The following is a 22226-nucleotide window of genomic DNA, read 5'->3' on the forward strand; positions in this document are numbered from 1 at the left end:
TTACCAAACTCACGTTCGGTGATTACGACGATCAGGCAGTCGCCTTGTCGTCCTTCTTAAGACTTGCAGGCGGCCAGTTGTCGAGGCGCATGCCGAGGGACAGACCGCGGGAGGCCAGAACGTCCTTGATTTCAGTCAAGGATTTCTTGCCCAGGTTCGGAGTCTTCAACAGTTCTACTTCGGTACGCTGAATCAGGTCGCCGATGTAGTAAATGTTTTCCGCCTTAAGGCAGTTAGCCGAACGTACAGTCAGTTCCAGATCGTCAACCGGGCGAAGCAGGATCGGATCGATCTCGTCTTCCTGCTCGATTACCACTGGTTCGCTGTCACCTTTGAGGTCGACGAACGCAGCCAACTGCTGTTGCAGAATGGTTGCAGCGCGGCGGATAGCCTCTTCAGGATCCAGGGTACCGTTGGTTTCCAGATCAATAACCAGCTTGTCCAGGTTAGTACGCTGCTCGACACGGGCGTTTTCCACCACGTATGCGATACGGCGAACCGGGCTGAACGAAGAGTCAAGCTGCAAGCGACCAATGCTGCGGCTTTCGTCTTCATCGCTCTGACGCGAGTCGGCCGGTTCATAACCACGACCACGAGCTACAGTGAGCTTCATGTTCAGGGCGCCGTTAGACGCCAGGTTAGCGATTACGTGATCGGGGTTAACGATCTCGACATCATGATCCAGCTGAATATCGGCAGCGGTAACCACCCCCGAACCCTTCTTCGACAAGGTCAGCGTAACTTCGTCACGGCCGTGCAGCTTGATAGCCAGACCTTTAAGGTTCAACAGGATTTCAATTACGTCTTCCTGTACACCTTCGATGGCGCTGTACTCGTGGAGCACACCGTCAATCTCGGCCTCGACTACTGCACAGCCGGGCATTGAGGACAACAGGATGCGGCGCAGCGCGTTGCCCAGGGTGTGGCCAAAACCACGCTCGAGAGGCTCGAGAGTAATTTTGGCGCGGGTTGGACTGACAACCTGCACATCAATGTGGCGGGGTGTCAGGAACTCATTTACCGAAATCTGCATGGATGCACCTATTTTCTAGCCCTTACTTGGAGTAGAGCTCGACAATCAGGCTTTCGTTGATGTCGGCGGACAGATCACTGCGAGCAGGAACGTTCTTGAAAACGCCCGACTTCTTCTCAGTGTCTACTTCTACCCATTCTACGCGGCCACGTTGGGCACACAGATCGAGAGCTTGGACAATGCGAAGTTGGTTTTTAGCTTTCTCGCGAACTGCGACCACGTCACCAGCACGAACCTGGTAAGACGGAACGTTTACGGTCTGACCGTTAACGCTGATCGACTTGTGCGATACCAGCTGACGGGATTCGGCACGAGTCGAACCAAAGCCCATACGGTATACAACGTTGTCCAGACGGCATTCGAGCAGTTGCAGCAGGTTTTCACCGGTTGCACCTTTCTTGCCAGCAGCTTCTTTGTAGTAGCCGCTGAACTGACGCTCGAGAACGCCGTAAATACGACGGACCTTCTGCTTTTCACGCAGTTGGGTGCCGTAATCGGACTGGCGACCGCGGCGTTGGCCGTGGATACCAGGTGCTGCTTCAATGTTGCACTTCGATTCGATCGCGCGCACGCCGCTCTTCAGGAAGAGATCGGTGCCTTCGCGACGAGCGAGTTTGCATTTTGGACCAATGTAACGAGCCATTCTTTACAATCTCCTGGATTACACGCGGCGCTTCTTCGGCGGACGGCACCCGTTGTGCGGGATTGGCGTCACGTCGGTGATGCTGGCGATCTTATAGCCACAGCCGTTCAAAGCACGGACAGCAGACTCACGACCTGGACCTGGACCTTTGACGTTAACGTCGAGGTTTTTCAGGCCGTATTCCAGCGCAGCTTGACCAGCACGTTCAGCAGCTACTTGAGCAGCAAACGGAGTGGACTTGCGGGAACCGCGGAAACCCGAACCACCGGAGGTAGCCCAAGAAAGCGCGTTACCTTGACGGTCGGTGATGGTCACGATTGTGTTGTTAAAAGATGCATGGATGTGGGCGATGCCATCAACCACTGTCTTTTTAACTTTTTTACGAGGACGAGCAGCAGGTTTTGCCATGATAATTTTCCTGTCGATTCGCTGGGGCGATTACTTGCGGATCGGCTTACGCGGACCTTTACGGGTACGCGCGTTAGTCTTGGTACGCTGACCGCGTACTGGAAGACCACGACGATGACGCAGACCGCGATAGCAACCGAGGTCCATCAAACGCTTGATTTTCATGTTGATTTCGCGACGCAGGTCACCTTCAGTGGTGAACTTCGCCACTTCGCCACGCAGCTGTTCAATCTGCTCGTCGCTCAGATCCTTGATCTTAGCGGCTGGGTTTACCCCAGCAACTGCGCAAATTTTCTGCGCAGTAGTGCGACCAACACCATAGATGTAGGTCAGCGAGATAACAGTGTGCTTGTTATCTGGAATGTTAACGCCTGCAATACGGGCCATTCAGTGGGACTCCAATTGACAGCTACCTACGCCCCGGAAGCCAAGAAATAGGGCGCGAGATAATATCGCTGTAATAACAAATAATCAACCCGGCAGCGCACTAGCTGCCGGGCTTCAAGCGGATCACACTCAGCCTTGGCGCTGTTTGTGACGCGGTTCCGCGCTGCAAATTACTCGAACAACACCTTCGCGGCGAATAATCTTGCAGTTACGGCACAGCTTTTTCACCGATGCACGAACTTTCATCACCAACTCCTCGAACCTTATGGGGTACTCAGCGCAACATGCCGCTGCCGTAGCCCTTCAGGTTGGCTTTCTTCATCAGGGATTCGTACTGGTGCGAAACGAGGTGCGATTGTACTTGGGACATGAAGTCCATCACAACCACGACCACGATCAGCAACGAGGTCCCGCCAAGGTAGAACGGAACGTTTGCTGCAACCACCAGGAACTGGGGCAACAGACACACGGCCGTCATATATAGAGCACCGAACAGGGTCAAACGAGTCAGAACGCCATCAATGTAGCGTGCCGACTGCTCACCTGGACGGATACCCGGAATAAAGGCACCGGACTTCTTCAGGTTTTCCGCTACGTCTTTCGGATTGAACATCAACGCCGTATAGAAGAAGCAGAAGAAAATAATCCCTGCACTAAACAGCAGAATATTCAACGGCTGACCAGGAGCGATCGACTGAGAGAGGTCCTGCAGCCAGCCCATATTTTCAGACTGACCAAACCAGGTACCCAACGAAGCCGGAAACAGCAAGATGCTGCTCGCGAAAATTGCCGGAATAACACCGGCCATATTCACTTTCAGCGGCAAGTGGCTGGTCTGCGCAGCAAAAACCTTACGGCCCTGCTGACGCTTGGCGTAGTGAACAGCAATACGACGCTGGCCACGCTCAATGAACACCACAAAACCGATAATCGCTACTGCCAGCAAACCGATAGCAACCAGGGCGAAGATATTGATATCACCCTGACGCGCAGACTCGAAAGACTGCCCGATTGCTCTCGGAAGACCGGCGACGATACCTGCGAAAATCAACATCGAGATACCGTTACCAACACCACGCTCAGTAATCTGCTCACCCAGCCACATCATGAACATCGCACCAGCCACAAACGTGGATACCGCGACGAAATGGAAGCCAAAGTCACCAGTGAACGCAACGCCCTGCCCTGCCAGGCCAACGGACATGCCGATAGCTTGAACCAGGGCGAGGACTACAGTGCCGTAGCGGGTGTACTGGCTAATCTTGCGACGGCCAGCTTCACCTTCCTTCTTCAACTGCTCCAGCTGCGGGCTGACGGCTGTCATCAGTTGCATGATGATCGACGCCGAAATGTACGGCATGATCCCCAGTGCAAAGATGCTCATCCGCTCCAGCGCACCGCCGGAAAACATGTTGAACAAGCTAAGAATGGTCCCCTCATTCTGTCGAAACAGGTCTGCGAGTCGGTCCGGGTTGATACCTGGAACCGGGATGTGTGCGCCTATTCGGTAGACGATAATCGCCAGGAACAGAAAACGCAGACGAGCCCAAAGTTCAGACATACCGCCTTTGCCGAGCGCTGAGAGAGCACCTTGCTTAGCCATTTATTCCTCGAACTTGCCGCCAGCTGCTTCGATAGCCGAACGCGCACCTTTGGTGGCGCCGATTCCCTTGCCGATAGTGACAGCGCGAGTCACTTCACCGGACAGCATGATTTTCACACGCTGTACGTTGACGTTGATCACGTTGGCATCTTTCAGGGTCTGCACAGTAACGATGTCGCCTTCCACTTTAGCCAGCTCGGACAGACGCACTTCTGCGCGGTCCATGGCTTTCAGGGATACGAAACCGAACTTAGGCAGGCGACGATGCAGCGGCTGTTGACCGCCTTCAAAGCCTGGAGCGATGGTGCCACCGGAGCGGGAGGTTTGACCTTTGTGGCCACGGCCACCAGTCTTACCCAAACCGCTACCGATACCACGGCCCGGACGATGCTTTTCGCGACGGGAACCCGGCGCTGGACTCAGATCATTGAGTTTCATCGATTAACCCTCTACACGCAGCATGTAGTAAGCCTTGTTGATCATCCCGCGATTCTCGGGAGTATCCTGGACTTCTACAGTGTGACCGATGCGACGCAGACCCAAACCTTTAACACACAGTTTGTGGTTAGGGATGCGGCCGGTCATGCTTTTGATCAGCGTTACTTTAACGGTAGCCATGATCAGAAGATCTCCTTGACAGTCAGACCACGCTTGGCAGCGATGGACTCAGGAGATTGCATAGCTTTCAGCCCCTTGAAAGTGGCGTGAACCACGTTTACCGGGTTAGTCGAGCCGTAGCACTTGGCCAGAACGTTCTGAACGCCAGCAACTTCGAGGACAGCACGCATAGCGCCGCCAGCGATGATACCGGTACCTTCAGAAGCAGGCTGCATGTACACCTTCGAAGCGCCGTGAGCGGACTTCATTGCGTACTGCAGAGTGGTGCCGTTCAGATCAACTTGGATCATGTTGCGACGAGCAGCTTCCATTGCCTTCTGGATCGCGGCAGGCACTTCACGTGACTTGCCACGGCCGAAGCCAACACGCCCTTTACCATCACCCACCACGGTCAACGCGGTGAAAGTGAAGATACGGCCGCCTTTAACGGTTTTGGCTACGCGGTTAACTTGAACCAGCTTCTCAATGTAGCCTTCGTCGCGCTTTTGGTCGTTATTTGACATAACTTAGAACTCCAGCCCAGCTTCACGAGCAGCATCAGCCAGCGCTTTCACGCGACCGTGGTACTTGAAGCCAGAGCGGTCGAAAGCCACTTGCGAGACGCCAGCGGCCTTAGCACGCGTAGCGACCAGCTGGCCAACCTTTGTGGCCGCGTCGATGTTGCCAGTGGCACCATCACGCAGTTCTTTATCCAAAGTCGAGGCGCTTGCCAGGACTTTGTTGCCGTCGGCCGAGATGACCTGGGCGTAGATGTGCTGCGACGAGCGGAACACGCAGAGACGCACGACTTCGAGTTCGTGCATTTTCAGGCGTGCTTTGCGAGCGCGACGCAGTCGAGTAACTTTTTTGTCGGTCATTTGCTATGCCCTACTTCTTCTTGGCTTCTTTACGACGGACGACTTCGTCCGCGTAGCGCACACCTTTGCCTTTGTACGGCTCTGGTGGACGGAAGTCGCGGATCTCAGCGGCCACTTGACCTACCAGCTGCTTGTCGATGCCCTTGATCAGGATATCGGTCTGGCTAGGAGTCTCAGCAGTGATGCCCGCTGGCAGTTCGTAATCCACTGGGTGCGAGAAGCCAAGGGCAAGGTTCAAAACCGTGCCTTTTGCTTGCGCTTTGTAACCAACACCGACCAGCTGGAGCTTGCGCTCGAAGCCTTGGCTTACGCCTTGGACCATGTTGTTTACCAACGCACGCGTGGTACCGGCCATTGCGCGAGTTTGTTGATCGCCATTGCGAGCAGCGAAACGCAGCTCACCAGCTTCTTCAACGATCTCAACGGACGAATGGATGTTCAGTTCAAGAGTACCCTTGGCACCCTTCACCGAAAGCTGTTGGCCTGCGAATTTGACTTCGACACCGGCTGGCAGCTTAACGGGGTTCTTAGCGACGCGAGACATGCTTATCCCCCCTTAGAACACAGTGCAAAGAACTTCGCCGCCGACACCGGCAGCGCGCGCAGCACGATCCGTCATCACACCTTTGTTGGTGGAGACGATAGACACGCCCAGACCGCCACGAACTTTCGGCAGATCTTCAGCGGACTTGTACTGACGCAAGCCTGGACGGCTAACGCGCTTCACTTCCTCGATGACCGAACGGCCTTCGAAGTACTTCAGCTCGATGGACAGCAGTGGTTTGATTTCGCTGCTGATCTGATAACCCGCAATGTAGCCTTCGTCTTTCAGGACTTTGGCAACAGCTACCTTCAACTTGGAAGATGGCATGCTTACGACGGACTTTTCAGCCATCTGGGCATTACGGATACGAGTTAGCATGTCCGCTAACGGGTCCTGCATACTCATGGGCTAGACGCTCCTAATACAAAAAAATTAGCCTTGCGGCTACATATGTCGCCGAGAATCTCCGAGCACAAAAAACACGGGCTCAGGCGAGCCGCGTATTTTAGACACACTCCAGAAATGAAACAAGCCCCAAAAGGGGCTTGATCCAGATTCAAGGTCACCGGCGGTCAGTATCTTGCGATTCCGACCACCTGGACGTTGAAAGTACTTACCAGCTGGCTTTAACCAGACCTGGTACGTCACCACGCATTGCCGCTTCACGCAGTTTGTTACGGCCGAGGCCGAACTTGCGGTAAACGCCGTGTGGACGACCGGTCAGGCGGCAGCGGTTACGCATGCGCGAAGCGCTTGCGTCACGTGGCTGCTTCTGCAGAGCAACTGTAGCTTCCCAACGCGCTTCTGGACTTGCGTTCAGATCAACGATGATTGCTTTCAGTGCTGCACGCTTCTTGGCGTACTTGGCAACCGTGAGCTGACGCTTCAGCTCGCGGTTTTTCATGCTCATCTTGGCCATGGTCCTACTCCAATCAGTTGCGGAACGGGAATTTGAAAGCACGCAACAGGGCGCGACCTTCATCATCGTTCTTGGCAGTGGTGGTCAGGGTGATGTCCAGACCGCGGAGAGCATCGATCTTGTCGTAGTCGATTTCCGGGAAGATGATCTGCTCTTTCACGCCCATGCTGTAGTTACCACGACCATCGAAGGACTTGGCATTCAGGCCGCGGAAGTCGCGGACCCGAGGCAGGGAGATCGACAGCAGACGATCCAGGAATTCGTACATACGCTCACGGCGCAGAGTCACTTTGACGCCGATCGGCCAACCTTCACGGACTTTAAAGCCAGCGATGGATTTCCGAGCGTAAGTCACAACGACTTTTTGACCGGTGATCTTTTCCAGGTCGGCAACAGCGTGCTCGATGACTTTTTTGTCGCCGATCGCTTCGCCCAGACCCATGTTCAGGGTGATTTTGGTGACGCGCGGAACTTCCATCACGTTCCCGAGCTTAAGTTCTTCCTTAAGCTTAGGGGCGATTTCCTTCCGGTAAATCTCTTGTAGTCGTGCCATGGTCTAATCTACCTAGCAGTGTTCAAGCATCAACCGCTTTTTGGGTCGACTTGAAGACACGAATTTTCTTACCGTCTTCTACTTTGAAACCAACGCGGTCAGCCTTGTTGGTTTCGCCATTGAAGATGGCGACGTTAGAAGCGTCCAGCGGAGCTTCTTTCTCGACGATACCGCCCTGCACGCCCGACATCGGGTTAGGCTTGGTATGACGCTTGACCAGGTTCAGACCACCGATAACCAGACGGTTATTAGCGAGAACCTTAAGCACCTTACCGCGCTTACCTTTGTCTTTGCCGGCGATCACGATGATCTCGTCGTCACGACGAATCTTTTGCATGTCGGATCTCCTTACAGCACTTCTGGGGCGAGCGAGACGATCTTCATGAACTTCTCAGTACGAAGTTCACGGGTCACTGGCCCAAAGATACGGGTGCCGATCGGCTCTTGCTTGTTGTTCAGAAGAACAGCAGCGTTGCCATCAAAGCGGATAATGGAGCCATCAGCACGACGTACGCCGTGACGAGTGCGGACTACAACAGCAGTCATCACTTGGCCTTTTTTCACCTTACCGCGAGGAATTGCTTCCTTGACGGTAACTTTGATGATGTCACCGATACCAGCGTAACGACGATGGGAGCCACCCAGCACCTTGATGCACATAACACGGCGAGCGCCGCTGTTATCGGCCACATCGAGCATGGATTGAGTCTGAATCATATAATTTCTCCGACCCCTAGTCCTTAGACTTCCACAGCGCGTTCGAGAACATCAACCAGCGCCCAAGACTTGGTCTTGGCCAGCGGACGAGTTTCACGAATAGTGACTTTGTCGCCGATGTGGCACTGATTGGTTTCGTCGTGCGCGTGCAGCTTAGTCGAACGCTTAACATATTTACCGTAGATCGGGTGCTTAACGCGACGCTCGATCAAAACGGTGATGGTTTTGTCCATCTTGTCGCTGACAACACGGCCAGTCAGCGTACGGACAGTCTTTTCGGCTTCAGCCATGATCACTTACCTGCCTGCTGGTTGAGCACAGTCTTCACGCGAGCGATGTCACGCTTAACTTGCGAGAGCAGATGAGACTGCCCCAACTGGCCAGTTGCTTTCTGCATACGCAGATTGAACTGGTCGCGCAGCAGGCCGAGCAGTTGCTCGTTCAGCTGCTGTGCGGATTTTTCACGAAGTTCATTCGCTTTCATCACATCACCGTCCGTTTAACAAAGGAGGTGGCGAGCGGCAGCTTTGCAGCAGCCAGGGCGAAAGCCTCACGCGCCAGCTCTTCAGAAACACCCTCGATTTCATACAGGACTTTGCCTGGCTGAATCTGGGCAACCCAGTATTCCACGTTACCCTTACCTTTACCCATCCGAACCTCGAGAGGTTTTTTGGAGATCGGCTTGTCCGGGAATACACGGATCCAGATCTTGCCGCCACGTTTTACGTGACGGGTCAGAGCACGACGCGCTGACTCGATCTGACGAGCGGTGAGACGACCACGAGCTACAGACTTCAGCGCGAACTCGCCGAAGCTGACTTTGCTACCGCGCTGAGCCAGACCACGGTTGTGGCCTGTCATCTGCTTGCGGAACTTCGTACGCTTAGGTTGCAACATTTGGCGTACCCCTTACTTAGCAGCTTTTTTACGAGGCGCTGGTGCTTGTGGTTTCAGTTCTTCTTGGCGACCACCAATTACTTCGCCTTTGAAGATCCAAACCTTTACACCGATCACACCGTAAGTGGTGTGAGCTTCGTAGTTGGCATAGTCGATGTCGGCACGCAGGGTGTGCAGTGGCACACGACCTTCGCGATACCATTCAGTACGTGCGATTTCAGCACCGCCGAGACGACCGCTCACTTGGATTTTGATGCCTTTGGCACCAATGCGCATGGCGTTCTGTACGGCGCGCTTCATAGCGCGACGGAACATTACGCGACGCTCCAGCTGCTGAGCTACGCTCTGCGCAACCAGCATACCGTCGAGCTCCGGCTTGCGGATCTCTTCGATATTGATGTGCACAGGCACACCCATTTGCTTGGTCAGGTCCTGACGCAGTTTCTCAACATCTTCACCTTTCTTCCCGATAACGATACCTGGACGAGCGGTGTGGATGGTGATACGTGCAGTTTGGGCCGGACGATGGATATCGATACGGCTTACGGACGCGCTTTTTAGTTTGTCTTGGAGATACTCACGCACCTTCAGATCAGCGAACAAATAGTCCGCATAAGTCCGACCGTCTGCGTACCAGACGGAGGTGTGCTCCTTGACGATTCCCAGGCGAATGCCAATGGGATGTACTTTCTGACCCATCTCTTCGACTCCGTTACTTGTCAGCAACCTTGACAGTGATATGGCAAGACCGCTTGACGATGCGATCAGCACGGCCTTTGGCACGTGGCATGATGCGCTTCAGCGAACGCCCTTCGTTGACGAAAACGGTGCTGACCTTCAGGTCATCAACGTCTGCGCCTTCGTTATGCTCGGCGTTGGCTACGGCCGACTCCAGCACTTTCTTCATGATCTCGGCGGCTTTCTTACTGCTGAAAGCCAACAGGTTGAGCGCTTCGCCCACCTTCTTCCCGCGGATCTGGTCGGCGACCAAGCGGGCTTTCTGGGCGGAGATTCGAGCGCCCGACAACTTAGCGGCTACTTCCATTTCCTAACCCCTTAACGCTTGGCTTTCTTGTCTGCCACGTGCCCACGATAAGTGCGGGTACCGGCAAACTCGCCCAGTTTGTGGCCGACCATGTCTTCGTTAACGAGAACTGGGACGTGTTGACGACCGTTGTGTACTGCGATGGTCAGACCGACCATTTGTGGCAGGATCATCGAACGACGCGACCAGGTCTTAACTGGTTTGCGATCGTTCTTTTCCGCCGCCACTTCGATCTTCTTCAGTAGGTGAAGATCAATAAAAGGACCTTTTTTCAGAGAACGTGGCACTGTCGTATCCCTCTATTTACTTGCGACGACGGACGATCATTTTGTCGGTACGCTTATTACCACGAGTCTTCGCGCCCTTAGTCGGGAAGCCCCATGGCGATACCGGATGACGACCACCAGAGGTACGACCTTCACCACCACCGTGTGGGTGGTCAACCGGGTTCATGGCAACACCACGAACGGTTGGGCGAACGCCACGCCAGCGTTTGGCACCAGCTTTACCCAACGAACGCAGGCTGTGCTCGGAGTTCGAGACTTCGCCCAGGGTCGCACGGCATTCAGCCAGTACTTTACGCATCTCACCAGAACGCAGACGCAGGGTCACGTAGACACCTTCACGAGCGATCAGCTGAGCCGAAGCACCAGCGGAACGAGCGATTTGCGCGCCTTTACCTGGCTTCAATTCGATGCCGTGTACGGTGCTACCAACTGGAATGTTACGCAGTTGCAGAGCGTTGCCCGGCTTGATCGGCGCCAGAGCACCTGCGATCAGCTGGTCACCAGCACTCACGCCTTTAGGGGCGATGATGTAGCGACGCTCGCCATCTGCGTACAGCAGCAGAGCGATGTGAGCAGTACGGTTTGGATCGTATTCAATACGCTCGACAGTGGCAGCGATGCCATCTTTGTCGTTGCGACGGAAATCGACCAGACGATAATGCTGCTTATGGCCACCACCGATGTGACGAGTGGTAATGCGACCATTGTTGTTACGACCACCAGACTTCGATTTTTTCTCGAGCAGCGGTGCGTGAGGAGCGCCTTTATGCAGCTCCTGGTTGACCACCTTGACCACAAAACGGCGGCCAGGGGAAGTCGGTTTGCATTTAACGATTGCCATGATGCACCCCTTCCTTACTCAGCACTGCTGCTGAAATCGAGATCTTGGCCTGGCTGAAGGGAGATAACTGCCTTCTTCCAGTCATTACGCTTGCCCAGACCGCGAGCAGTGCGCTTGCTCTTACCCAGAACATTCAGGGTAGTAACACGCTCTACTTTCACGCTGAACAGGCTTTCGACGGCCTTCTTGATTTCCAGCTTGGTTGCGTCAGTTGCAACCTTGAAAACGAACTGGCCTTTCTTGTCAGCCAGAACCGTAGCCTTTTCGGAAACGTGCGGGCCAAGCAGAACTTTAAATACGCGTTCCTGGTTCATCCCAGCAGCTCCTCGAATTTCTTCACGGCCGACACGGTGATCAACACCTTGTCGTATGCGATCAGACTAACTGGATCGGAACCTTGCACGTCACGTACATCAACGTGTGGCAGGTTGCGAGCAGCCAGGTACAGGTTCTGATCAACAGCTTCAGACACGATCAAAACGTCGGTCAGGCTCATGTTGTTCAGTTTGCCCAGCAGATCTTTGGTTTTTGGACTTTCGACAGCGAAGTCCTGAACCACGACCAGACGATCAGTACGCACGAGTTCAGCAAGGATGGAGCGCAGAGCTGCGCGGTACATCTTCTTGTTGAGCTTCTGAGAGTGATCCTGTGGACGAGCTGCGAAAGTGGTACCACCGCCACGCCAGATTGGGCTACGGATAGTACCGGCACGAGCACGGCCAGTGCCTTTCTGACGCCAAGGGCGCTTACCGCCACCACGTACGTCGGAACGGGTCTTTTGCTGCTTGCTACCTTGACGGCCGCCGGCCATGTAGGCCACGACTGCTTGGTGAACGAGCGTCTCGTTGAATTCGCCGCCAAATGTCAGTTCGGAAACTTCGATCGCTTGAGCGTCATTTACATTTAATTGCATGTCAGCTTCCCCTTAACCGCGAGCCTTGGCCGCTGGACGTACAACCAGGTTGCCGCCAGTAGCGCCAGGAACAGCACCCTTGACCAACAACAGATTGCGTTCAGCGTCGACGCGCACTACTTCGAGGGACTGCACGGTCACGCGCTCAGCGCCCATATGACCGGACATTTTTTTGCCCTTGAATACACGACCAGGAGTCTGGCACTGGCCAATAGAGCCCGGGACGCGGTGGGAAACGGAGTTACCGTGAGTGTTGTCTTGACCACGGAAATTCCAACGCTTGATCGTACCCTGGAAGCCTTTACCTTTGGACTGACCGGTTACATCAACCAGTTGACCAGCGGCGAAGATTTCAGCGTTGATCAGATCGCCAGCCTGGTAGTCGCCGTCTTCAAGACGGAACTCCATGACAGTACGACCAGCTGCAACGTTTGCTTTAGCGAAGTGACCTGCTTGAGCAGCAGTCACGCGCGAAGCACGACGCTCGCCGACAGTGACTTGCACTGCACGATAGCCATCGGTTTCTTCAGTTTTGAACTGGGTGACGCGATTCGGTTCGATCTCAATGACCGTGACCGGAATGGAGACACCTTCTTCGGTGAAAATACGGGTCATACCGCATTTACGACCGACTACACCAATAGTCATGTTGTAAACCTCATGAGTGTACGGGGCTTTCACCCGCTATGGCCGCCCATTTCAGAGCGTTACACGACTAAGACCCAAGTCTTAGCCGAGGCTGATCTGTACTTCCACACCGGCCGCCAGATCGAGCTTCATAAGTGCATCAACGGTTTTATCCGTTGGCTGGACGATGTCCAGTACGCGCTTATGAGTACGGATCTCGTACTGGTCACGCGCGTCTTTGTTGACGTGCGGGGAGACCAGAACGGTGAACCGCTCTTTACGGGTAGGCAGTGGAATTGGACCACGCACTTGAGCACCAGTACGTTTCGCGGTTTCCACGATTTCCTGGGTGGATTGGTCGATCAGGCGATGGTCAAAAGCCTTCAACCTGATACGGATTTGCTGATTTTGCATTGGATTTCAGACTCCGGCTGCTATTCCCACCGGGCGCAATACGCCCGTTAAAAGGAGGCGCAATTCTATAGACGCCCTAGATAGGTGTCAACCCAATAAAAAAGCCCCCGCTAAGCGGGGGCTTTCTCAAAACATCAAAGCTCACTCAAAAGAGAGATTACTCGATGATTTTAGCTACAACGCCAGCACCAACGGTACGGCCGCCTTCACGGATTGCGAAGCGCAGACCGTCTTCCATTGCGATGGTTTTGATCAGGGTAACAGTCATTTGAATGTTGTCACCTGGCATTACCATTTCAACGCCTTCTGGCAATTCGCAGTTACCGGTCACGTCAGTAGTACGGAAGTAGAACTGTGGACGGTAGCCTTTGAAGAACGGAGTATGACGGCCGCCTTCTTCTTTGCTCAGAACATAAACTTCTGCGGTGAACTTGGTGTGCGGCTTGACCGAACCTGGCTTAACCAGAACCTGGCCACGCTCAACGTCGTCACGCTTGGTACCACGCAGCAGAACGCCGCAGTTCTCGCCAGCACGACCTTCGTCGAGCAGCTTGCGGAACATTTCAACACCGGTGCAGGTGGTGACGGTAGTGTCACGCAGACCAACGATTTCCAGTGGATCCTGAACGCGAACGATACCGCGCTCGATACGACCAGTCACAACAGTACCGCGACCGGAGATCGAGAATACGTCTTCGATTGGCATCAGGAACGGCTTGTCGGTCAGACGAACTGGTTCTGGGATGTAGCTGTCCAGAGTTTCAACCAGTTTACGAACGGCAGTGGTGCCCATTTCGTTTTCGTCGTTGCCTTCCAGAGCCATACGAGCAGAACCGATGATGATCGGAGTGTCGTCACCTGGGAAGTCGTAAGTGCTCAGCAGATCGCGCACTTCCATCTCAACCAGTTCCAGCAGCTCAGCGTCGTCTACCAGGTCAGCCTTGTTCAGGAAAACCACGATGTACGGAACGCCAACCTGGCGGGACAGCAGGATGTGCTCACGGGTTTGTGGCATCGGACCATCAGCGGCCGAGCAAACCAGGATCGCGCCGTCCATCTGGGCAGCACCAGTGATCATGTTCTTCACATAGTCAGCGTGACCTGGGCAGTCAACGTGAGCGTAGTGACGAATAGTCGAGTTGTACTCAACGTGCGCGGTGTTGATGGTGATACCACGAGCTTTTTCTTCTGGTGCGCTGTCGATCTTGTCGAAGTCAACACGAGCCGAACCGAAAACTTCGGAGCAGACGCGAGTCAGAGCAGCGGTCAGAGTGGTTTTACCGTGGTCAACGTGGCCGATGGTGCCAACGTTTACGTGCGGTAGGGAACGATCAAATTTTTCTTTAGCCACGACAATTAACTCCTTGCCTAAAGGACTGAATCAGCCTTGTTTTTTGGATACAGTTTCAGCGATGTGCGCCGGAGCTGTGTTGTATTTTTTGAATTCCATAGAGTAGCTTGCGCGACCCTGGGACATGGAGCGAACGTCGGTCGCATAACCGAACATCTCACCCAACGGAACCTCGGCGCGAATCACTTTGCCGGAAACCGTGTCTTCCATACCCAAGATCATGCCGCGACGACGGTTAAGGTCGCCCATGACATCACCCATATAGTCTTCAGGTGTAACAACTTCTACCGCCATGATTGGCTCAAGCAACTCACCACCGCCCTTCTGGGCCAGTTGCTTGGTTGCCATGGAAGCAGCCACCTTAAACGCCATCTCGTTGGAGTCGACGTCGTGGTAAGAACCGTCAAAAACGGTTGCTTTCAGGCCGATCAGCGGATAGCCGGCAACAACACCGTTCTTCATCTGCTCTTCGATACCCTTCTGGATAGCAGGGATGTATTCCTTAGGAACCACACCACCTACTACTTCGTTCACGAATTGCAGACCTTCCTGACCTTCGTCAGCAGGAGCAAAACGGATCCAGCAGTGACCGAACTGACCACGACCGCCGGATTGACGAACGAACTTGCCTTCGATTTCACAGTTCTTCGTGATGCGCTCACGATAGGAAACCTGAGGCTTACCGATGTTGGCTTCGACGTTGAACTCACGGCGCATCCGGTCAACCAGGATGTCCAGGTGCAGCTCGCCCATGCCAGAGATGATCGTTTGACCAGTCTCTTCATCAGTCTTGACGCGGAAAGATGGATCTTCCTGAGCAAGCTTGCCCAGAGCGATACCCATTTTTTCCTGGTCATCCTTGGTCTTAGGCTCTACGGCAACCGAGATAACCGGCTCCGGGAAGTCCATGCGAACCAGGATGATTGGCTTGGCAGCGTCGCACAAAGTCTCACCAGTGGTGACGTCCTTCATGCCAATCAGGGCCGCGATGTCACCAGCGCGTACTTCCTTGATCTCTTCGCGAGCGTTTGCGTGCATTTGCACCATACGGCCCACGCGCTCTTTCTTGCCTTTAACCGAGTTGATCACGCCGTCGCCGGAGGCCAACACGCCCGAGTAAACGCGAACGAAGGTCAAAGTACCCACGAATGGGTCTGTAGCGATCTTGAACGCCAGAGCCGAGAACGGCTCGTTGTCGTCAGCATGACGCTCCATCTCTTCTTCCTCGTTATCAGGGTTGGTACCCTTGATAGCAGGAATGTCGGTTGGAGCAGGCAGGTAGTCGATAACGGCGTCGAGAACCAGGGGAACACCCTTGTTCTTGAAGGAAGAACCGCAAACAGCCAAGACGATCTCACCAGCGATAGTACGCTGACGCAGAGCGGCCTTGATTTCCACGTTGGTGAGCTCTTCACCTTCGAGGTACTTGTTCATCAGCTCTTCGCTGGCTTCAGCCGCAGCCTCAACCATGTTGTTGCGCCACTCGTCAGCCAGTTCCTGAAGCTCTTCAGGGATAGGCTTGCGAACAGGAACCATACCTTTATCGGAATCGTTCCAGTAGACAGCTTCCATATTGATCAGATCAATCTGACCCTGGAAGTTATCTTCAGAACCGATCGCCAACTGGATAGGCACCGGAGTGTGACCCAGACGCTGCTTGATCTGACCGATCACGCGCAGGAAGTTGGCGCCAGCACGGTCCATCTTGTTTACATAAACAAGACGTGGAACACCGTACTTGTTGGCTTGACGCCATACGGTTTCCGACTGAGGCTCAACACCCGAGGTGCCGCAGAACACAACGACAGCGCCGTCGAGTACACGCAGGGAACGCTCAACTTCAATAGTGAAGTCTACGTGGCCCGGGGTATCGATTACGTTGAAGCGATGCTCGTCTTTGTACTGCTTCTCGGAACCTTTCCAGAAGGCGGTAATAGCAGCAGAAGTAATGGTAATACCACGCTCCTGCTCCTGAACCATCCAGTCTGTGGTCGCGGCGCCGTCATGCACCTCGCCCATTTTGTGACTTTTGCCGGTGTAAAACAGTACGCGCTCGGTGGTGGTGGTTTTACCAGCATCCACGTGAGCGACGATACCGATGTTACGGTAGCGGCTAATCGGAGTAGTACGAGCCATAAAGCCCTCGCAAAATTAGTGAAGCTAAAATTAGAAGCGGTAGTGCGAGAAAGCTTTGTTAGCTTCAGCCATACGGTGCACGTCTTCACGCTTCTTAACAGCAGCACCTTTACCTTCAGCAGCGTCCAACAGTTCGCCGGCCAAACGCAGAGCCATAGACTTCTCGCCGCGCTTACGGGCGAAGTCTACCAACCAGCGCATTGCCAGAGCGTTACGACGGGACGGGCGAACTTCAACCGGAACCTGGTAAGTAGCACCGCCTACACGGCGCGACTTCACTTCGACCAGCGGAGCGATGGCGTCGAGAGCTTTCTCGAAGATTTCCAGGGGGTCGCTGTTCTTGCGTTCTTTAACCTTTTCCAGCGCGCCATAAACGATACGCTCGGCAACGGCTTTTTTGCCGCTTTCCATCACGTGGTTCATGAACTTGGCCAGAATTTGGCTTCCGTATTTTGGATCGTCAAGCACTTCGCGCTTGGCTGCTACGCGTCTTCTTGGCATGGATAAGCCCTCAAACGGTCTTCAGGTTCGCTCGGAATCGGTGCCCTTTCGGGACGCCTCCGACCTTACTCTTATCGACTCAGAAAATAAGATGATTCAGGTTTACAAAAAGCCGCTACTACTTAGGCTTCTTGGTACCGTACTTCGAACGACCCTGGTTACGACCTTTAACGCCGGAAGTATCCAAGGAGCCGCGTACGGTGTGATAACGAACACCTGGCAAGTCTTTTACACGACCGCCGCGGATCAGTACCACGCTGTGCTCTTGCAGGTTGTGGCCTTCACCGCCGATGTACGAGGAAACCTCGAAACCGTTGGTCAGACGCACACGGCATACTTTACGCAGTGCCGAGTTAGGTTTTTTCGGCGTGGTGGTATACACACGGGTGCATACGCCACGACGTTGCGGGCAGTTCTGCAGCGCAGGTACGTCGGATTTCTCGACGATACGCTTACGCGGCTGACGTACCAGCTGGTTGATAGTTGCCATCTACTAGCTCCACTGTTGTCTTGCGACGCTATTGTCTTGCAAGAAAAGCAAAATGGCAGGAACGAATTCCCGCCAAATTTAGGGGTACAAGAGTCTAAAGAGGATCTTGCCCCCAGTCAAGGCAAGGCCCCGACCTCCCCTCGCGCCGAACCGGGGCAAAAATGCCTCGATCCGACGAACGGGAGTGTCAGGGCCCAGACTCATCTATCGCAGAACTCAGTTACCGCTTGAGTTCAGTGCTTCGGTCAGTGCAGCTTCCACTTCACTGGCGCTCACGCGCAGCGGCTTGTCAGCATCACGGCGACGCTTACGCTCGCTGTGGTAAGCCAAACCGGTACCCGCCGGGATCAGACGACCCACGACCACGTTTTCTTTCAGGCCGCGCAGGTAATCGCGCTTGCCGGTTACCGCTGCTTCGGTCAGTACGCGAGTGGTCTCCTGGAAGGAGGCCGCCGAGATGAACGACTCAGTGGACAACGACGCCTTGGTGATACCCAGCAGCACGCGAGTGAACTTGGAAACGAATTTCTCTTCGTTCGCCAGGCGCTCGTTTTCTACCAGTACGTGAGTCAGTTCCATCTGGTCGCCCTTGATGAAACTGGAATCGCCGGATTCAGCGATTTCAACTTTACGCAGCATCTGACGCAGGATGGTCTCGATGTGCTTGTCGTTGATCTTCACGCCTTGCAGACGGTAAACGTCCTGGATCTCGTTAACGATGTACTTGGCCAGAGCACTCACACCCAGCAGACGCAGGATGTCGTGTGGATCGCTCGGGCCGTCGGAGATAACTTCACCGCGGTTTACCTGTTCGCCTTCGAACACGTTCAGGTGACGCCACTTCGGAATCAGCTCTTCATACGGATCGCTACCGTCGTTCGGAGTAATGACCAGACGGCGCTTGCCTTTGGTTTCTTTACCGAACGCGATGGTGCCGCTGACTTCAGCCAGAATCGACGCTTCTTTCGGACGACGAGCTTCGAACAAGTCGGCAACACGCGGCAGACCACCGGTGATGTCACGGGTCTTCGAAGTTTCTTGCGGGATACGCGCGATAACATCACCGATCGCGATCTTCGCACCATCCGCTACACCGACCAGGGCGTTGGCTGGCAGGAAGTACTGAGCGATTACGTCAGTGCCTGGCAGCAACAGATCCTTGCCGTTGTCATCAACCATCTTCACGGCAGGACGGATGTCTTTACCGGCAGCTGGACGATCTTTGGCGTCGAGTACTTCAATGTTGGTCATACCGGTCAATTCGTCAGTCTGACGCTTGATCGTGATGCCTTCTTCCATGCCCACGTAGGTCACGGTACCTTTCATTTCGGTAACGATTGGGTGAGTGTGCGGATCCCACTTGGCCACGATTGCGCCAGCGTCGACCTTGTCACCTTCTTTAACCGAAATCACAGCACCGTACGGCAGCTTGTAACGCTCGCGCTCACGACCGTAATCATCAGCGATTGCCAGCTCACCGGAACGGGACACAGCAACCAGGTGGCCATCCACTCGCTCAACGTGCTTGAGGTTGTGCAGGCGGACGGTACCGCCATTCTTCACCTGAACACTGTCGGCTGCGGAGGTCCGGCTCGCCGCACCACCGATGTGGAACGTACGCATGGTCAGCTGGGTACCCGGCTCACCGATGGACTGGGCAGCGATAACGCCGACCGCTTCACCGATGTTTACCTGGTGACCACGAGCCAAGTCACGGCCGTAGCACTTGGCGCAAATGCCATAGCGGGTTTCGCAGCTGATCGGCGAGCGAACGATCACTTCGTCGATGCTGTTGAGTTCGATGAACTCGACCCACTTTTCGTCAACCAGGGTGCCAGCAGGAACGATAACTTCCTCGGTACCTGGCTTGAACACGTCACGGGCAATTACACGACCCAATACGCGCTCACCCAGCGGCTCTACAACGTCACCGCCTTCAATGTGCGGAGTCATCAGCAGGCCGTGCTCGGTGCCGCAATCGATCTCGGTTACAACCAGATCTTGTGCAACGTCTACCAGACGGCGAGTCAGGTAACCGGAGTTAGCGGTTTTCAACGCGGTATCCGCAAGACCCTTACGAGCACCGTGAGTGGAGATGAAGTACTGAAGTACGCTCAAACCTTCACGGAAGTTCGCAGTGATCGGCGTTTCGATGATGGAGCCATCCGGCTTGGCCATCAGGCCACGCATACCGGCGAGCTGACGGATCTGCGCAGCAGAACCCCGCGCGCCCGAGTCGGCCATCATGTACATCGAGTTGAAGGATTCCTGGTCAACTTCGTCGCCGTGACGGTCGATGACTTTCTCTTTCGAGAGGTTGGCCATCATCGCCTTGGAAACTTCGTCGTTCGCCTTGGACCAAAGGTCGATCACCTTGTTGTACTTCTCGCCCTGGGTTACCAGGCCGGAGGCGTACTGGCTCTCGATCTCTTTCACTTCGTCAGTGGCGGCACTGATGATGCGAGCTTTTTCATCCGGGATAACGAAGTCATTAACGCCGATGGAAACGCCGGAGATAGTGGAGTAAGCGAAACCTGTGTACATCAACTGGTCAGCGAAGATAACGGTCTCTTTCAAACCAACCACGCGGTAGCACTGGTTGATCAGCTTGGAGATCGCCTTCTTCTTCATCGGCAGGTTGACGACATCGTACGACAGACCTTTTGGCACAACCTGGTACAACAGCGCACGGCCGACAGTGGTGTCGACGATACGGGTGTTGCTCACGCTGCCGCCGTCACGGTCATTGACGGTTTCGTTGATCCGCACTTTGACCTTGGCGTGCAGTGCGGCTTCGCCGGCACGGAACACACGATCAACTTCCTGCAGGTCAGCGAACACACGACCTTCGCCCTTGGCATTGATCGCTTCACGGGTCATGTAGTACAGACCCAATACAACGTCCTGCGACGGAACGATGATTGGCTCACCGTTGGCTGGCGACAGAATGTTGTTGGTCGACATCATCAACGCGCGCGCTTCCAACTGGGCTTCCAGTGTCAGCGGTACGTGCACGGCCATTTGGTCGCCGTCGAAGTCGGCGTTGTACGCGGCACAGACCAGAGGGTGCAGCTGAATAGCCTTACCTTCGATCAGTACTGGTTCAAACGCCTGGATACCCAGACGGTGAAGGGTCGGTGCACGGTTGAGGAGAACCGGGTGTTCGCGGATCACCTCGGCGAGAACGTCCCAAACCTCTGGCAGTTCGCGCTCGACCATTTTCTTGGCCGCTTTGATGGTGGTCGCGAGACCGCGCATTTCCAGCTTGCCGAAGATGAATGGCTTGAACAGCTCAAGTGCCATCTTCTTGGGCAGACCGCACTGGTGCAGACGCAGGGTCGGGCCTACGGTAATTACCGAACGACCGGAGTAGTCAACACGCTTACCGAGCAAGTTCTGACGGAAACGACCTTGCTTACCCTTGATCATGTCAGCCAAGGATTTCAGAGGACGCTTGTTGGAACCGGTGATAGCGCGGCCACGACGACCGTTGTCGAGCAAGGCATCGACAGCTTCCTGCAACATACGCTTTTCGTTGCGCACGATGATGTCCGGAGCGGACAGGTCAAGCAGGCGCTTCAAGCGGTTGTTACGGTTGATCACGCGGCGATACAGGTCGTTGAGGTCGGACGTCGCGAAACGACCACCGTCCAACGGTACCAGCGGACGCAGGTCTGGCGGCAGAACCGGCAGAACGGTCAGCACCATCCACTCTGGCAAGTTGCCGGAACCCTGGAAGGCTTCCATCAACTTCAGACGCTTGGACAGCTTCTTGATCTTGGTTTCGGAGTTGGTTTGCGGAATTTCTTCGCGCAGACGGCCAATCTCGTGCTCCAGGTCGATAGCGTGCAGCAGCTCGCGGACAGCTTCGGCACCCATACGGGCATCGAAATCATCACCGAACTCTTCCAGCGCTTCGAAGTACTGCTCGTCGTTCAGCAGCTGACCTTTTTCAAGGGTGGTCATGCCTGGATCGATAACGACATAGCTCTCGAAGTAGAGAACGCGTTCGATATCACGCAGAGTCATGTCCATCAGCAAGCCGATACGGGACGGCAGCGATTTCAGGAACCAGATGTGGGCAACCGGCGAAGCCAGTTCGATGTGCGCCATACGCTCACGACGAACCTTGGCCAGTGCGACTTCAACGCCGCACTTCTCGCAGATCACACCACGGTGCTTCAAGCGCTTGTACTTACCGCACAGGCACTCGTAATCCTTTACCGGGCCAAAGATCTTGGCGCAGAACAGGCCGTCACGCTCAGGTTTGAACGTACGGTAGTTGATGGTTTCCGGCTTTTTAACTTCACCGAACGACCACGAACGGATCATCTCAGGCGATGCCAATCCAATACGGATGGCGTCGAACTCTTCGACTTGACCCTGGTTTTTCAGCAAATTCAGTAGGTCTTTCAAGGCCTTTCCTCCTGGCGGAGCAGAGA

32 protein-coding genes are annotated in these 22226 nt (G+C 54.6%); all 32 read right to left on the reverse strand.

Annotated elements, in window-relative coordinates:
- Window positions 1-31: 31 nt before the first annotated feature.
- Window positions 32-1033 (reverse strand): DNA-directed RNA polymerase subunit alpha, encoded by a 1002-nt coding sequence (rpoA, locus tag TK42_RS25075; protein WP_003176403.1) that lies wholly within the window; start codon window positions 1031-1033, stop codon window positions 32-34.
- A 22-nt stretch (window positions 1034-1055) separates the two neighbouring features.
- Window positions 1056-1676 carry a 30S ribosomal protein S4 gene (rpsD, locus tag TK42_RS25080; protein ID WP_003176404.1) on the reverse strand — a complete coding sequence of 207 codons (621 nt, stop codon included), beginning with the start codon at window positions 1674-1676 and terminating at the stop codon, window positions 1056-1058.
- 18 nt (window positions 1677-1694) lie between these two features.
- A complete protein-coding gene (gene rpsK, locus TK42_RS25085) occupies window positions 1695-2084 on the reverse strand; it encodes a 30S ribosomal protein S11 (RefSeq protein ID WP_002555466.1) in 390 nt (129 codons plus the stop codon).
- A gap of 30 nt (window positions 2085-2114) precedes the next feature.
- Complete coding sequence (rpsM, locus tag TK42_RS25090; protein WP_003194635.1) at window positions 2115-2471, reverse strand: 30S ribosomal protein S13; 357 nt, start codon at window positions 2469-2471, stop codon at window positions 2115-2117.
- A 129-nt stretch (window positions 2472-2600) separates the two neighbouring features.
- Entirely contained in the window at window positions 2601-2717 is a 117-nt protein-coding gene (gene rpmJ, locus TK42_RS25095) for a 50S ribosomal protein L36 (protein WP_002555468.1), read from the reverse strand.
- 28 nt (window positions 2718-2745) lie between these two features.
- Entirely contained in the window at window positions 2746-4074 is a 1329-nt protein-coding gene (secY, locus tag TK42_RS25100) for a preprotein translocase subunit SecY (RefSeq protein ID WP_003194637.1), read from the reverse strand.
- Window positions 4075-4512: a 50S ribosomal protein L15 gene (rplO, locus tag TK42_RS25105; RefSeq protein ID WP_003176407.1), complete on the reverse strand. Its 438-nt coding sequence runs from the start codon at window positions 4510-4512 to the stop codon at window positions 4075-4077. It abuts the gene before it with no gap.
- Window positions 4513-4515: 3 nt separating this feature from the next.
- Window positions 4516-4692: a 50S ribosomal protein L30 gene (gene rpmD, locus TK42_RS25110; RefSeq protein WP_003176408.1), complete on the reverse strand. Its 177-nt coding sequence runs from the start codon at window positions 4690-4692 to the stop codon at window positions 4516-4518.
- Between the two features lie 2 nt (window positions 4693-4694).
- On the reverse strand, window positions 4695-5195 hold the full coding sequence (rpsE, locus tag TK42_RS25115) for a 30S ribosomal protein S5 (RefSeq protein WP_003176409.1): 501 nt from the start codon (window positions 5193-5195) through the stop codon (window positions 4695-4697).
- A 3-nt stretch (window positions 5196-5198) separates the two neighbouring features.
- Window positions 5199-5549 (reverse strand): 50S ribosomal protein L18, encoded by a 351-nt coding sequence (gene rplR / locus TK42_RS25120; RefSeq protein ID WP_003186037.1) that lies wholly within the window; start codon window positions 5547-5549, stop codon window positions 5199-5201.
- Between the two features lie 10 nt (window positions 5550-5559).
- Window positions 5560-6093 carry a 50S ribosomal protein L6 gene (rplF, locus tag TK42_RS25125; RefSeq protein WP_003194640.1) on the reverse strand — a complete coding sequence of 178 codons (534 nt, stop codon included), beginning with the start codon at window positions 6091-6093 and terminating at the stop codon, window positions 5560-5562.
- Window positions 6094-6105: 12 nt separating this feature from the next.
- Entirely contained in the window at window positions 6106-6498 is a 393-nt protein-coding gene (rpsH, locus tag TK42_RS25130; RefSeq protein ID WP_003176413.1) for a 30S ribosomal protein S8, read from the reverse strand.
- Between the two features lie 208 nt (window positions 6499-6706).
- Entirely contained in the window at window positions 6707-7012 is a 306-nt protein-coding gene (gene rpsN / locus TK42_RS25135; RefSeq protein WP_003176414.1) for a 30S ribosomal protein S14, read from the reverse strand.
- A 13-nt stretch (window positions 7013-7025) separates the two neighbouring features.
- The gene (rplE, locus tag TK42_RS25140) at window positions 7026-7565 is read right to left on the reverse strand and encodes a 50S ribosomal protein L5 (protein ID WP_003194642.1); all 540 of its coding nucleotides are present in this window, start codon (window positions 7563-7565) and stop codon (window positions 7026-7028) included.
- 22 nt (window positions 7566-7587) lie between these two features.
- The gene (rplX, locus tag TK42_RS25145) at window positions 7588-7902 is read right to left on the reverse strand and encodes a 50S ribosomal protein L24 (RefSeq protein ID WP_003176416.1); all 315 of its coding nucleotides are present in this window, start codon (window positions 7900-7902) and stop codon (window positions 7588-7590) included.
- A gap of 11 nt (window positions 7903-7913) precedes the next feature.
- Window positions 7914-8282: a 50S ribosomal protein L14 gene (rplN, locus tag TK42_RS25150; protein WP_002555479.1), complete on the reverse strand. Its 369-nt coding sequence runs from the start codon at window positions 8280-8282 to the stop codon at window positions 7914-7916.
- A gap of 23 nt (window positions 8283-8305) precedes the next feature.
- Complete coding sequence (rpsQ, locus tag TK42_RS25155; RefSeq protein ID WP_003176419.1) at window positions 8306-8572, reverse strand: 30S ribosomal protein S17; 267 nt, start codon at window positions 8570-8572, stop codon at window positions 8306-8308.
- Between the two features lie 2 nt (window positions 8573-8574).
- Complete coding sequence (rpmC, locus tag TK42_RS25160) at window positions 8575-8766, reverse strand: 50S ribosomal protein L29 (protein WP_002555481.1); 192 nt, start codon at window positions 8764-8766, stop codon at window positions 8575-8577.
- Complete coding sequence (gene rplP, locus TK42_RS25165) at window positions 8766-9179, reverse strand: 50S ribosomal protein L16 (protein ID WP_003176421.1); 414 nt, start codon at window positions 9177-9179, stop codon at window positions 8766-8768. Before rplP ends, rpmC begins: the two co-directional genes overlap by 1 nt.
- A 12-nt stretch (window positions 9180-9191) precedes the next feature.
- Window positions 9192-9878, reverse strand: coding sequence for a 30S ribosomal protein S3 (rpsC, locus tag TK42_RS25170; protein ID WP_003176422.1), 687 nt, complete (start codon window positions 9876-9878; stop codon window positions 9192-9194).
- A 13-nt stretch (window positions 9879-9891) separates the two neighbouring features.
- On the reverse strand, window positions 9892-10224 hold the full coding sequence (rplV, locus tag TK42_RS25175; RefSeq protein ID WP_003103908.1) for a 50S ribosomal protein L22: 333 nt from the start codon (window positions 10222-10224) through the stop codon (window positions 9892-9894).
- A gap of 11 nt (window positions 10225-10235) precedes the next feature.
- Window positions 10236-10511, reverse strand: coding sequence for a 30S ribosomal protein S19 (gene rpsS, locus TK42_RS25180; protein WP_002555486.1), 276 nt, complete (start codon window positions 10509-10511; stop codon window positions 10236-10238).
- Window positions 10512-10527: 16 nt separating this feature from the next.
- Window positions 10528-11352 (reverse strand): 50S ribosomal protein L2, encoded by an 825-nt coding sequence (gene rplB / locus TK42_RS25185; RefSeq protein ID WP_003186055.1) that lies wholly within the window; start codon window positions 11350-11352, stop codon window positions 10528-10530.
- Between the two features lie 14 nt (window positions 11353-11366).
- Window positions 11367-11666, reverse strand: a complete 300-nt coding sequence (gene rplW, locus TK42_RS25190) for a 50S ribosomal protein L23 (protein WP_002555488.1) — start codon at window positions 11664-11666, stop codon at window positions 11367-11369.
- The gene (rplD, locus tag TK42_RS25195; RefSeq protein WP_003176424.1) at window positions 11663-12265 is read right to left on the reverse strand and encodes a 50S ribosomal protein L4; all 603 of its coding nucleotides are present in this window, start codon (window positions 12263-12265) and stop codon (window positions 11663-11665) included. Before rplD ends, rplW begins: the two co-directional genes overlap by 4 nt.
- Window positions 12266-12277: 12 nt before the next feature.
- A complete protein-coding gene (rplC, locus tag TK42_RS25200) occupies window positions 12278-12913 on the reverse strand; it encodes a 50S ribosomal protein L3 (protein ID WP_003194649.1) in 636 nt (211 codons plus the stop codon).
- 81 nt (window positions 12914-12994) lie between these two features.
- Entirely contained in the window at window positions 12995-13306 is a 312-nt protein-coding gene (rpsJ, locus tag TK42_RS25205; protein WP_003186070.1) for a 30S ribosomal protein S10, read from the reverse strand.
- A gap of 157 nt (window positions 13307-13463) precedes the next feature.
- Window positions 13464-14657, reverse strand: coding sequence for an elongation factor Tu (tuf, locus tag TK42_RS25210; RefSeq protein WP_005791980.1), 1194 nt, complete (start codon window positions 14655-14657; stop codon window positions 13464-13466).
- Window positions 14658-14687: 30 nt separating this feature from the next.
- Complete coding sequence (fusA, locus tag TK42_RS25215; protein WP_005791981.1) at window positions 14688-16793, reverse strand: elongation factor G; 2106 nt, start codon at window positions 16791-16793, stop codon at window positions 14688-14690.
- Between the two features lie 30 nt (window positions 16794-16823).
- Window positions 16824-17294 carry a 30S ribosomal protein S7 gene (gene rpsG / locus TK42_RS25220; RefSeq protein WP_002555493.1) on the reverse strand — a complete coding sequence of 157 codons (471 nt, stop codon included), beginning with the start codon at window positions 17292-17294 and terminating at the stop codon, window positions 16824-16826.
- Window positions 17295-17412: 118 nt separating this feature from the next.
- On the reverse strand, window positions 17413-17784 hold the full coding sequence (gene rpsL, locus TK42_RS25225) for a 30S ribosomal protein S12 (protein WP_002555494.1): 372 nt from the start codon (window positions 17782-17784) through the stop codon (window positions 17413-17415).
- A 216-nt stretch (window positions 17785-18000) separates the two neighbouring features.
- Window positions 18001-22200 (reverse strand): DNA-directed RNA polymerase subunit beta', encoded by a 4200-nt coding sequence (gene rpoC, locus TK42_RS25230; protein WP_005791982.1) that lies wholly within the window; start codon window positions 22198-22200, stop codon window positions 18001-18003.
- Window positions 22201-22226: the final 26 nt, after the last annotated feature.

The organism is Pseudomonas sp. GZJR-8, assembly GCF_002916705.1.
GTDB lineage: Bacteria > Pseudomonadota > Gammaproteobacteria > Pseudomonadales > Pseudomonadaceae > Aquipseudomonas > Aquipseudomonas synxantha_A.

Excerpts from the sequence above, each read along its gene's own strand:
- rplP (WP_003176421.1), bottom strand. The coding sequence starts at position 9,179 with ATGTTGCAACCTAAGCGTACGAAGTTCCGCAAGCAGATGACAGGCCAC.
- rpsE (WP_003176409.1), bottom strand. The coding sequence starts at position 5,195 with ATGTCAAATAACGACCAAAAGCGCGACGAAGGCTACATTGAGAAGCTG.
- rpmC (WP_002555481.1), bottom strand. The coding sequence starts at position 8,766 with ATGAAAGCGAATGAACTTCGTGAAAAATCCGCACAGCAGCTGAACGAG.
- rplE (WP_003194642.1), bottom strand. The coding sequence starts at position 7,565 with ATGGCACGACTACAAGAGATTTACCGGAAGGAAATCGCCCCTAAGCTT.
- rpmD (WP_003176408.1), bottom strand. The coding sequence starts at position 4,692 with ATGGCTACCGTTAAAGTAACGCTGATCAAAAGCATGACCGGCCGCATC.
- rpmJ (WP_002555468.1), bottom strand. The coding sequence starts at position 2,717 with ATGAAAGTTCGTGCATCGGTGAAAAAGCTGTGCCGTAACTGCAAGATT.
- rpoA (WP_003176403.1), bottom strand. The coding sequence starts at position 1,033 with ATGCAGATTTCGGTAAATGAGTTCCTGACACCCCGCCACATTGATGTG.
- rplR (WP_003186037.1), bottom strand. The coding sequence starts at position 5,549 with ATGACCGACAAAAAAGTTACTCGACTGCGTCGCGCTCGCAAAGCACGC.
- rpsC (WP_003176422.1), bottom strand. The coding sequence starts at position 9,878 with ATGGGTCAGAAAGTACATCCCATTGGCATTCGCCTGGGAATCGTCAAG.
- secY (WP_003194637.1), bottom strand. The coding sequence starts at position 4,074 with ATGGCTAAGCAAGGTGCTCTCTCAGCGCTCGGCAAAGGCGGTATGTCT.
- fusA (WP_005791981.1), bottom strand. The coding sequence starts at position 16,793 with ATGGCTCGTACTACTCCGATTAGCCGCTACCGTAACATCGGTATCGTC.
- rplN (WP_002555479.1), bottom strand. The coding sequence starts at position 8,282 with ATGATTCAGACTCAATCCATGCTCGATGTGGCCGATAACAGCGGCGCT.
- rplV (WP_003103908.1), bottom strand. The coding sequence starts at position 10,224 with ATGGAAGTAGCCGCTAAGTTGTCGGGCGCTCGAATCTCCGCCCAGAAA.
- rplO (WP_003176407.1), bottom strand. The coding sequence starts at position 4,512 with ATGAAACTCAATGATCTGAGTCCAGCGCCGGGTTCCCGTCGCGAAAAG.
- rpsL (WP_002555494.1), bottom strand. The coding sequence starts at position 17,784 with ATGGCAACTATCAACCAGCTGGTACGTCAGCCGCGTAAGCGTATCGTC.
- rpsQ (WP_003176419.1), bottom strand. The coding sequence starts at position 8,572 with ATGGCTGAAGCCGAAAAGACTGTCCGTACGCTGACTGGCCGTGTTGTC.
- rpsM (WP_003194635.1), bottom strand. The coding sequence starts at position 2,471 with ATGGCCCGTATTGCAGGCGTTAACATTCCAGATAACAAGCACACTGTT.
- rplB (WP_003186055.1), bottom strand. The coding sequence starts at position 11,352 with ATGGCAATCGTTAAATGCAAACCGACTTCCCCTGGCCGCCGTTTTGTG.
- rpsG (WP_002555493.1), bottom strand. The coding sequence starts at position 17,294 with ATGCCAAGAAGACGCGTAGCAGCCAAGCGCGAAGTGCTTGACGATCCA.
- rpsD (WP_003176404.1), bottom strand. The coding sequence starts at position 1,676 with ATGGCTCGTTACATTGGTCCAAAATGCAAACTCGCTCGTCGCGAAGGC.
- rpsN (WP_003176414.1), bottom strand. The coding sequence starts at position 7,012 with ATGGCCAAGATGAGCATGAAAAACCGCGAGCTGAAGCGTCAGCTCACG.
- rplF (WP_003194640.1), bottom strand. The coding sequence starts at position 6,093 with ATGTCTCGCGTCGCTAAGAACCCCGTTAAGCTGCCAGCCGGTGTCGAA.
- rplW (WP_002555488.1), bottom strand. The coding sequence starts at position 11,666 with ATGAACCAGGAACGCGTATTTAAAGTTCTGCTTGGCCCGCACGTTTCC.
- rpsJ (WP_003186070.1), bottom strand. The coding sequence starts at position 13,306 with ATGCAAAATCAGCAAATCCGTATCAGGTTGAAGGCTTTTGACCATCGC.
- rplC (WP_003194649.1), bottom strand. The coding sequence starts at position 12,913 with ATGACTATTGGTGTAGTCGGTCGTAAATGCGGTATGACCCGTATTTTC.
- rplX (WP_003176416.1), bottom strand. The coding sequence starts at position 7,902 with ATGCAAAAGATTCGTCGTGACGACGAGATCATCGTGATCGCCGGCAAA.
- rpsH (WP_003176413.1), bottom strand. The coding sequence starts at position 6,498 with ATGAGTATGCAGGACCCGTTAGCGGACATGCTAACTCGTATCCGTAAT.
- rpsK (WP_002555466.1), bottom strand. The coding sequence starts at position 2,084 with ATGGCAAAACCTGCTGCTCGTCCTCGTAAAAAAGTTAAAAAGACAGTG.
- rplD (WP_003176424.1), bottom strand. The coding sequence starts at position 12,265 with ATGCAATTAAATGTAAATGACGCTCAAGCGATCGAAGTTTCCGAACTG.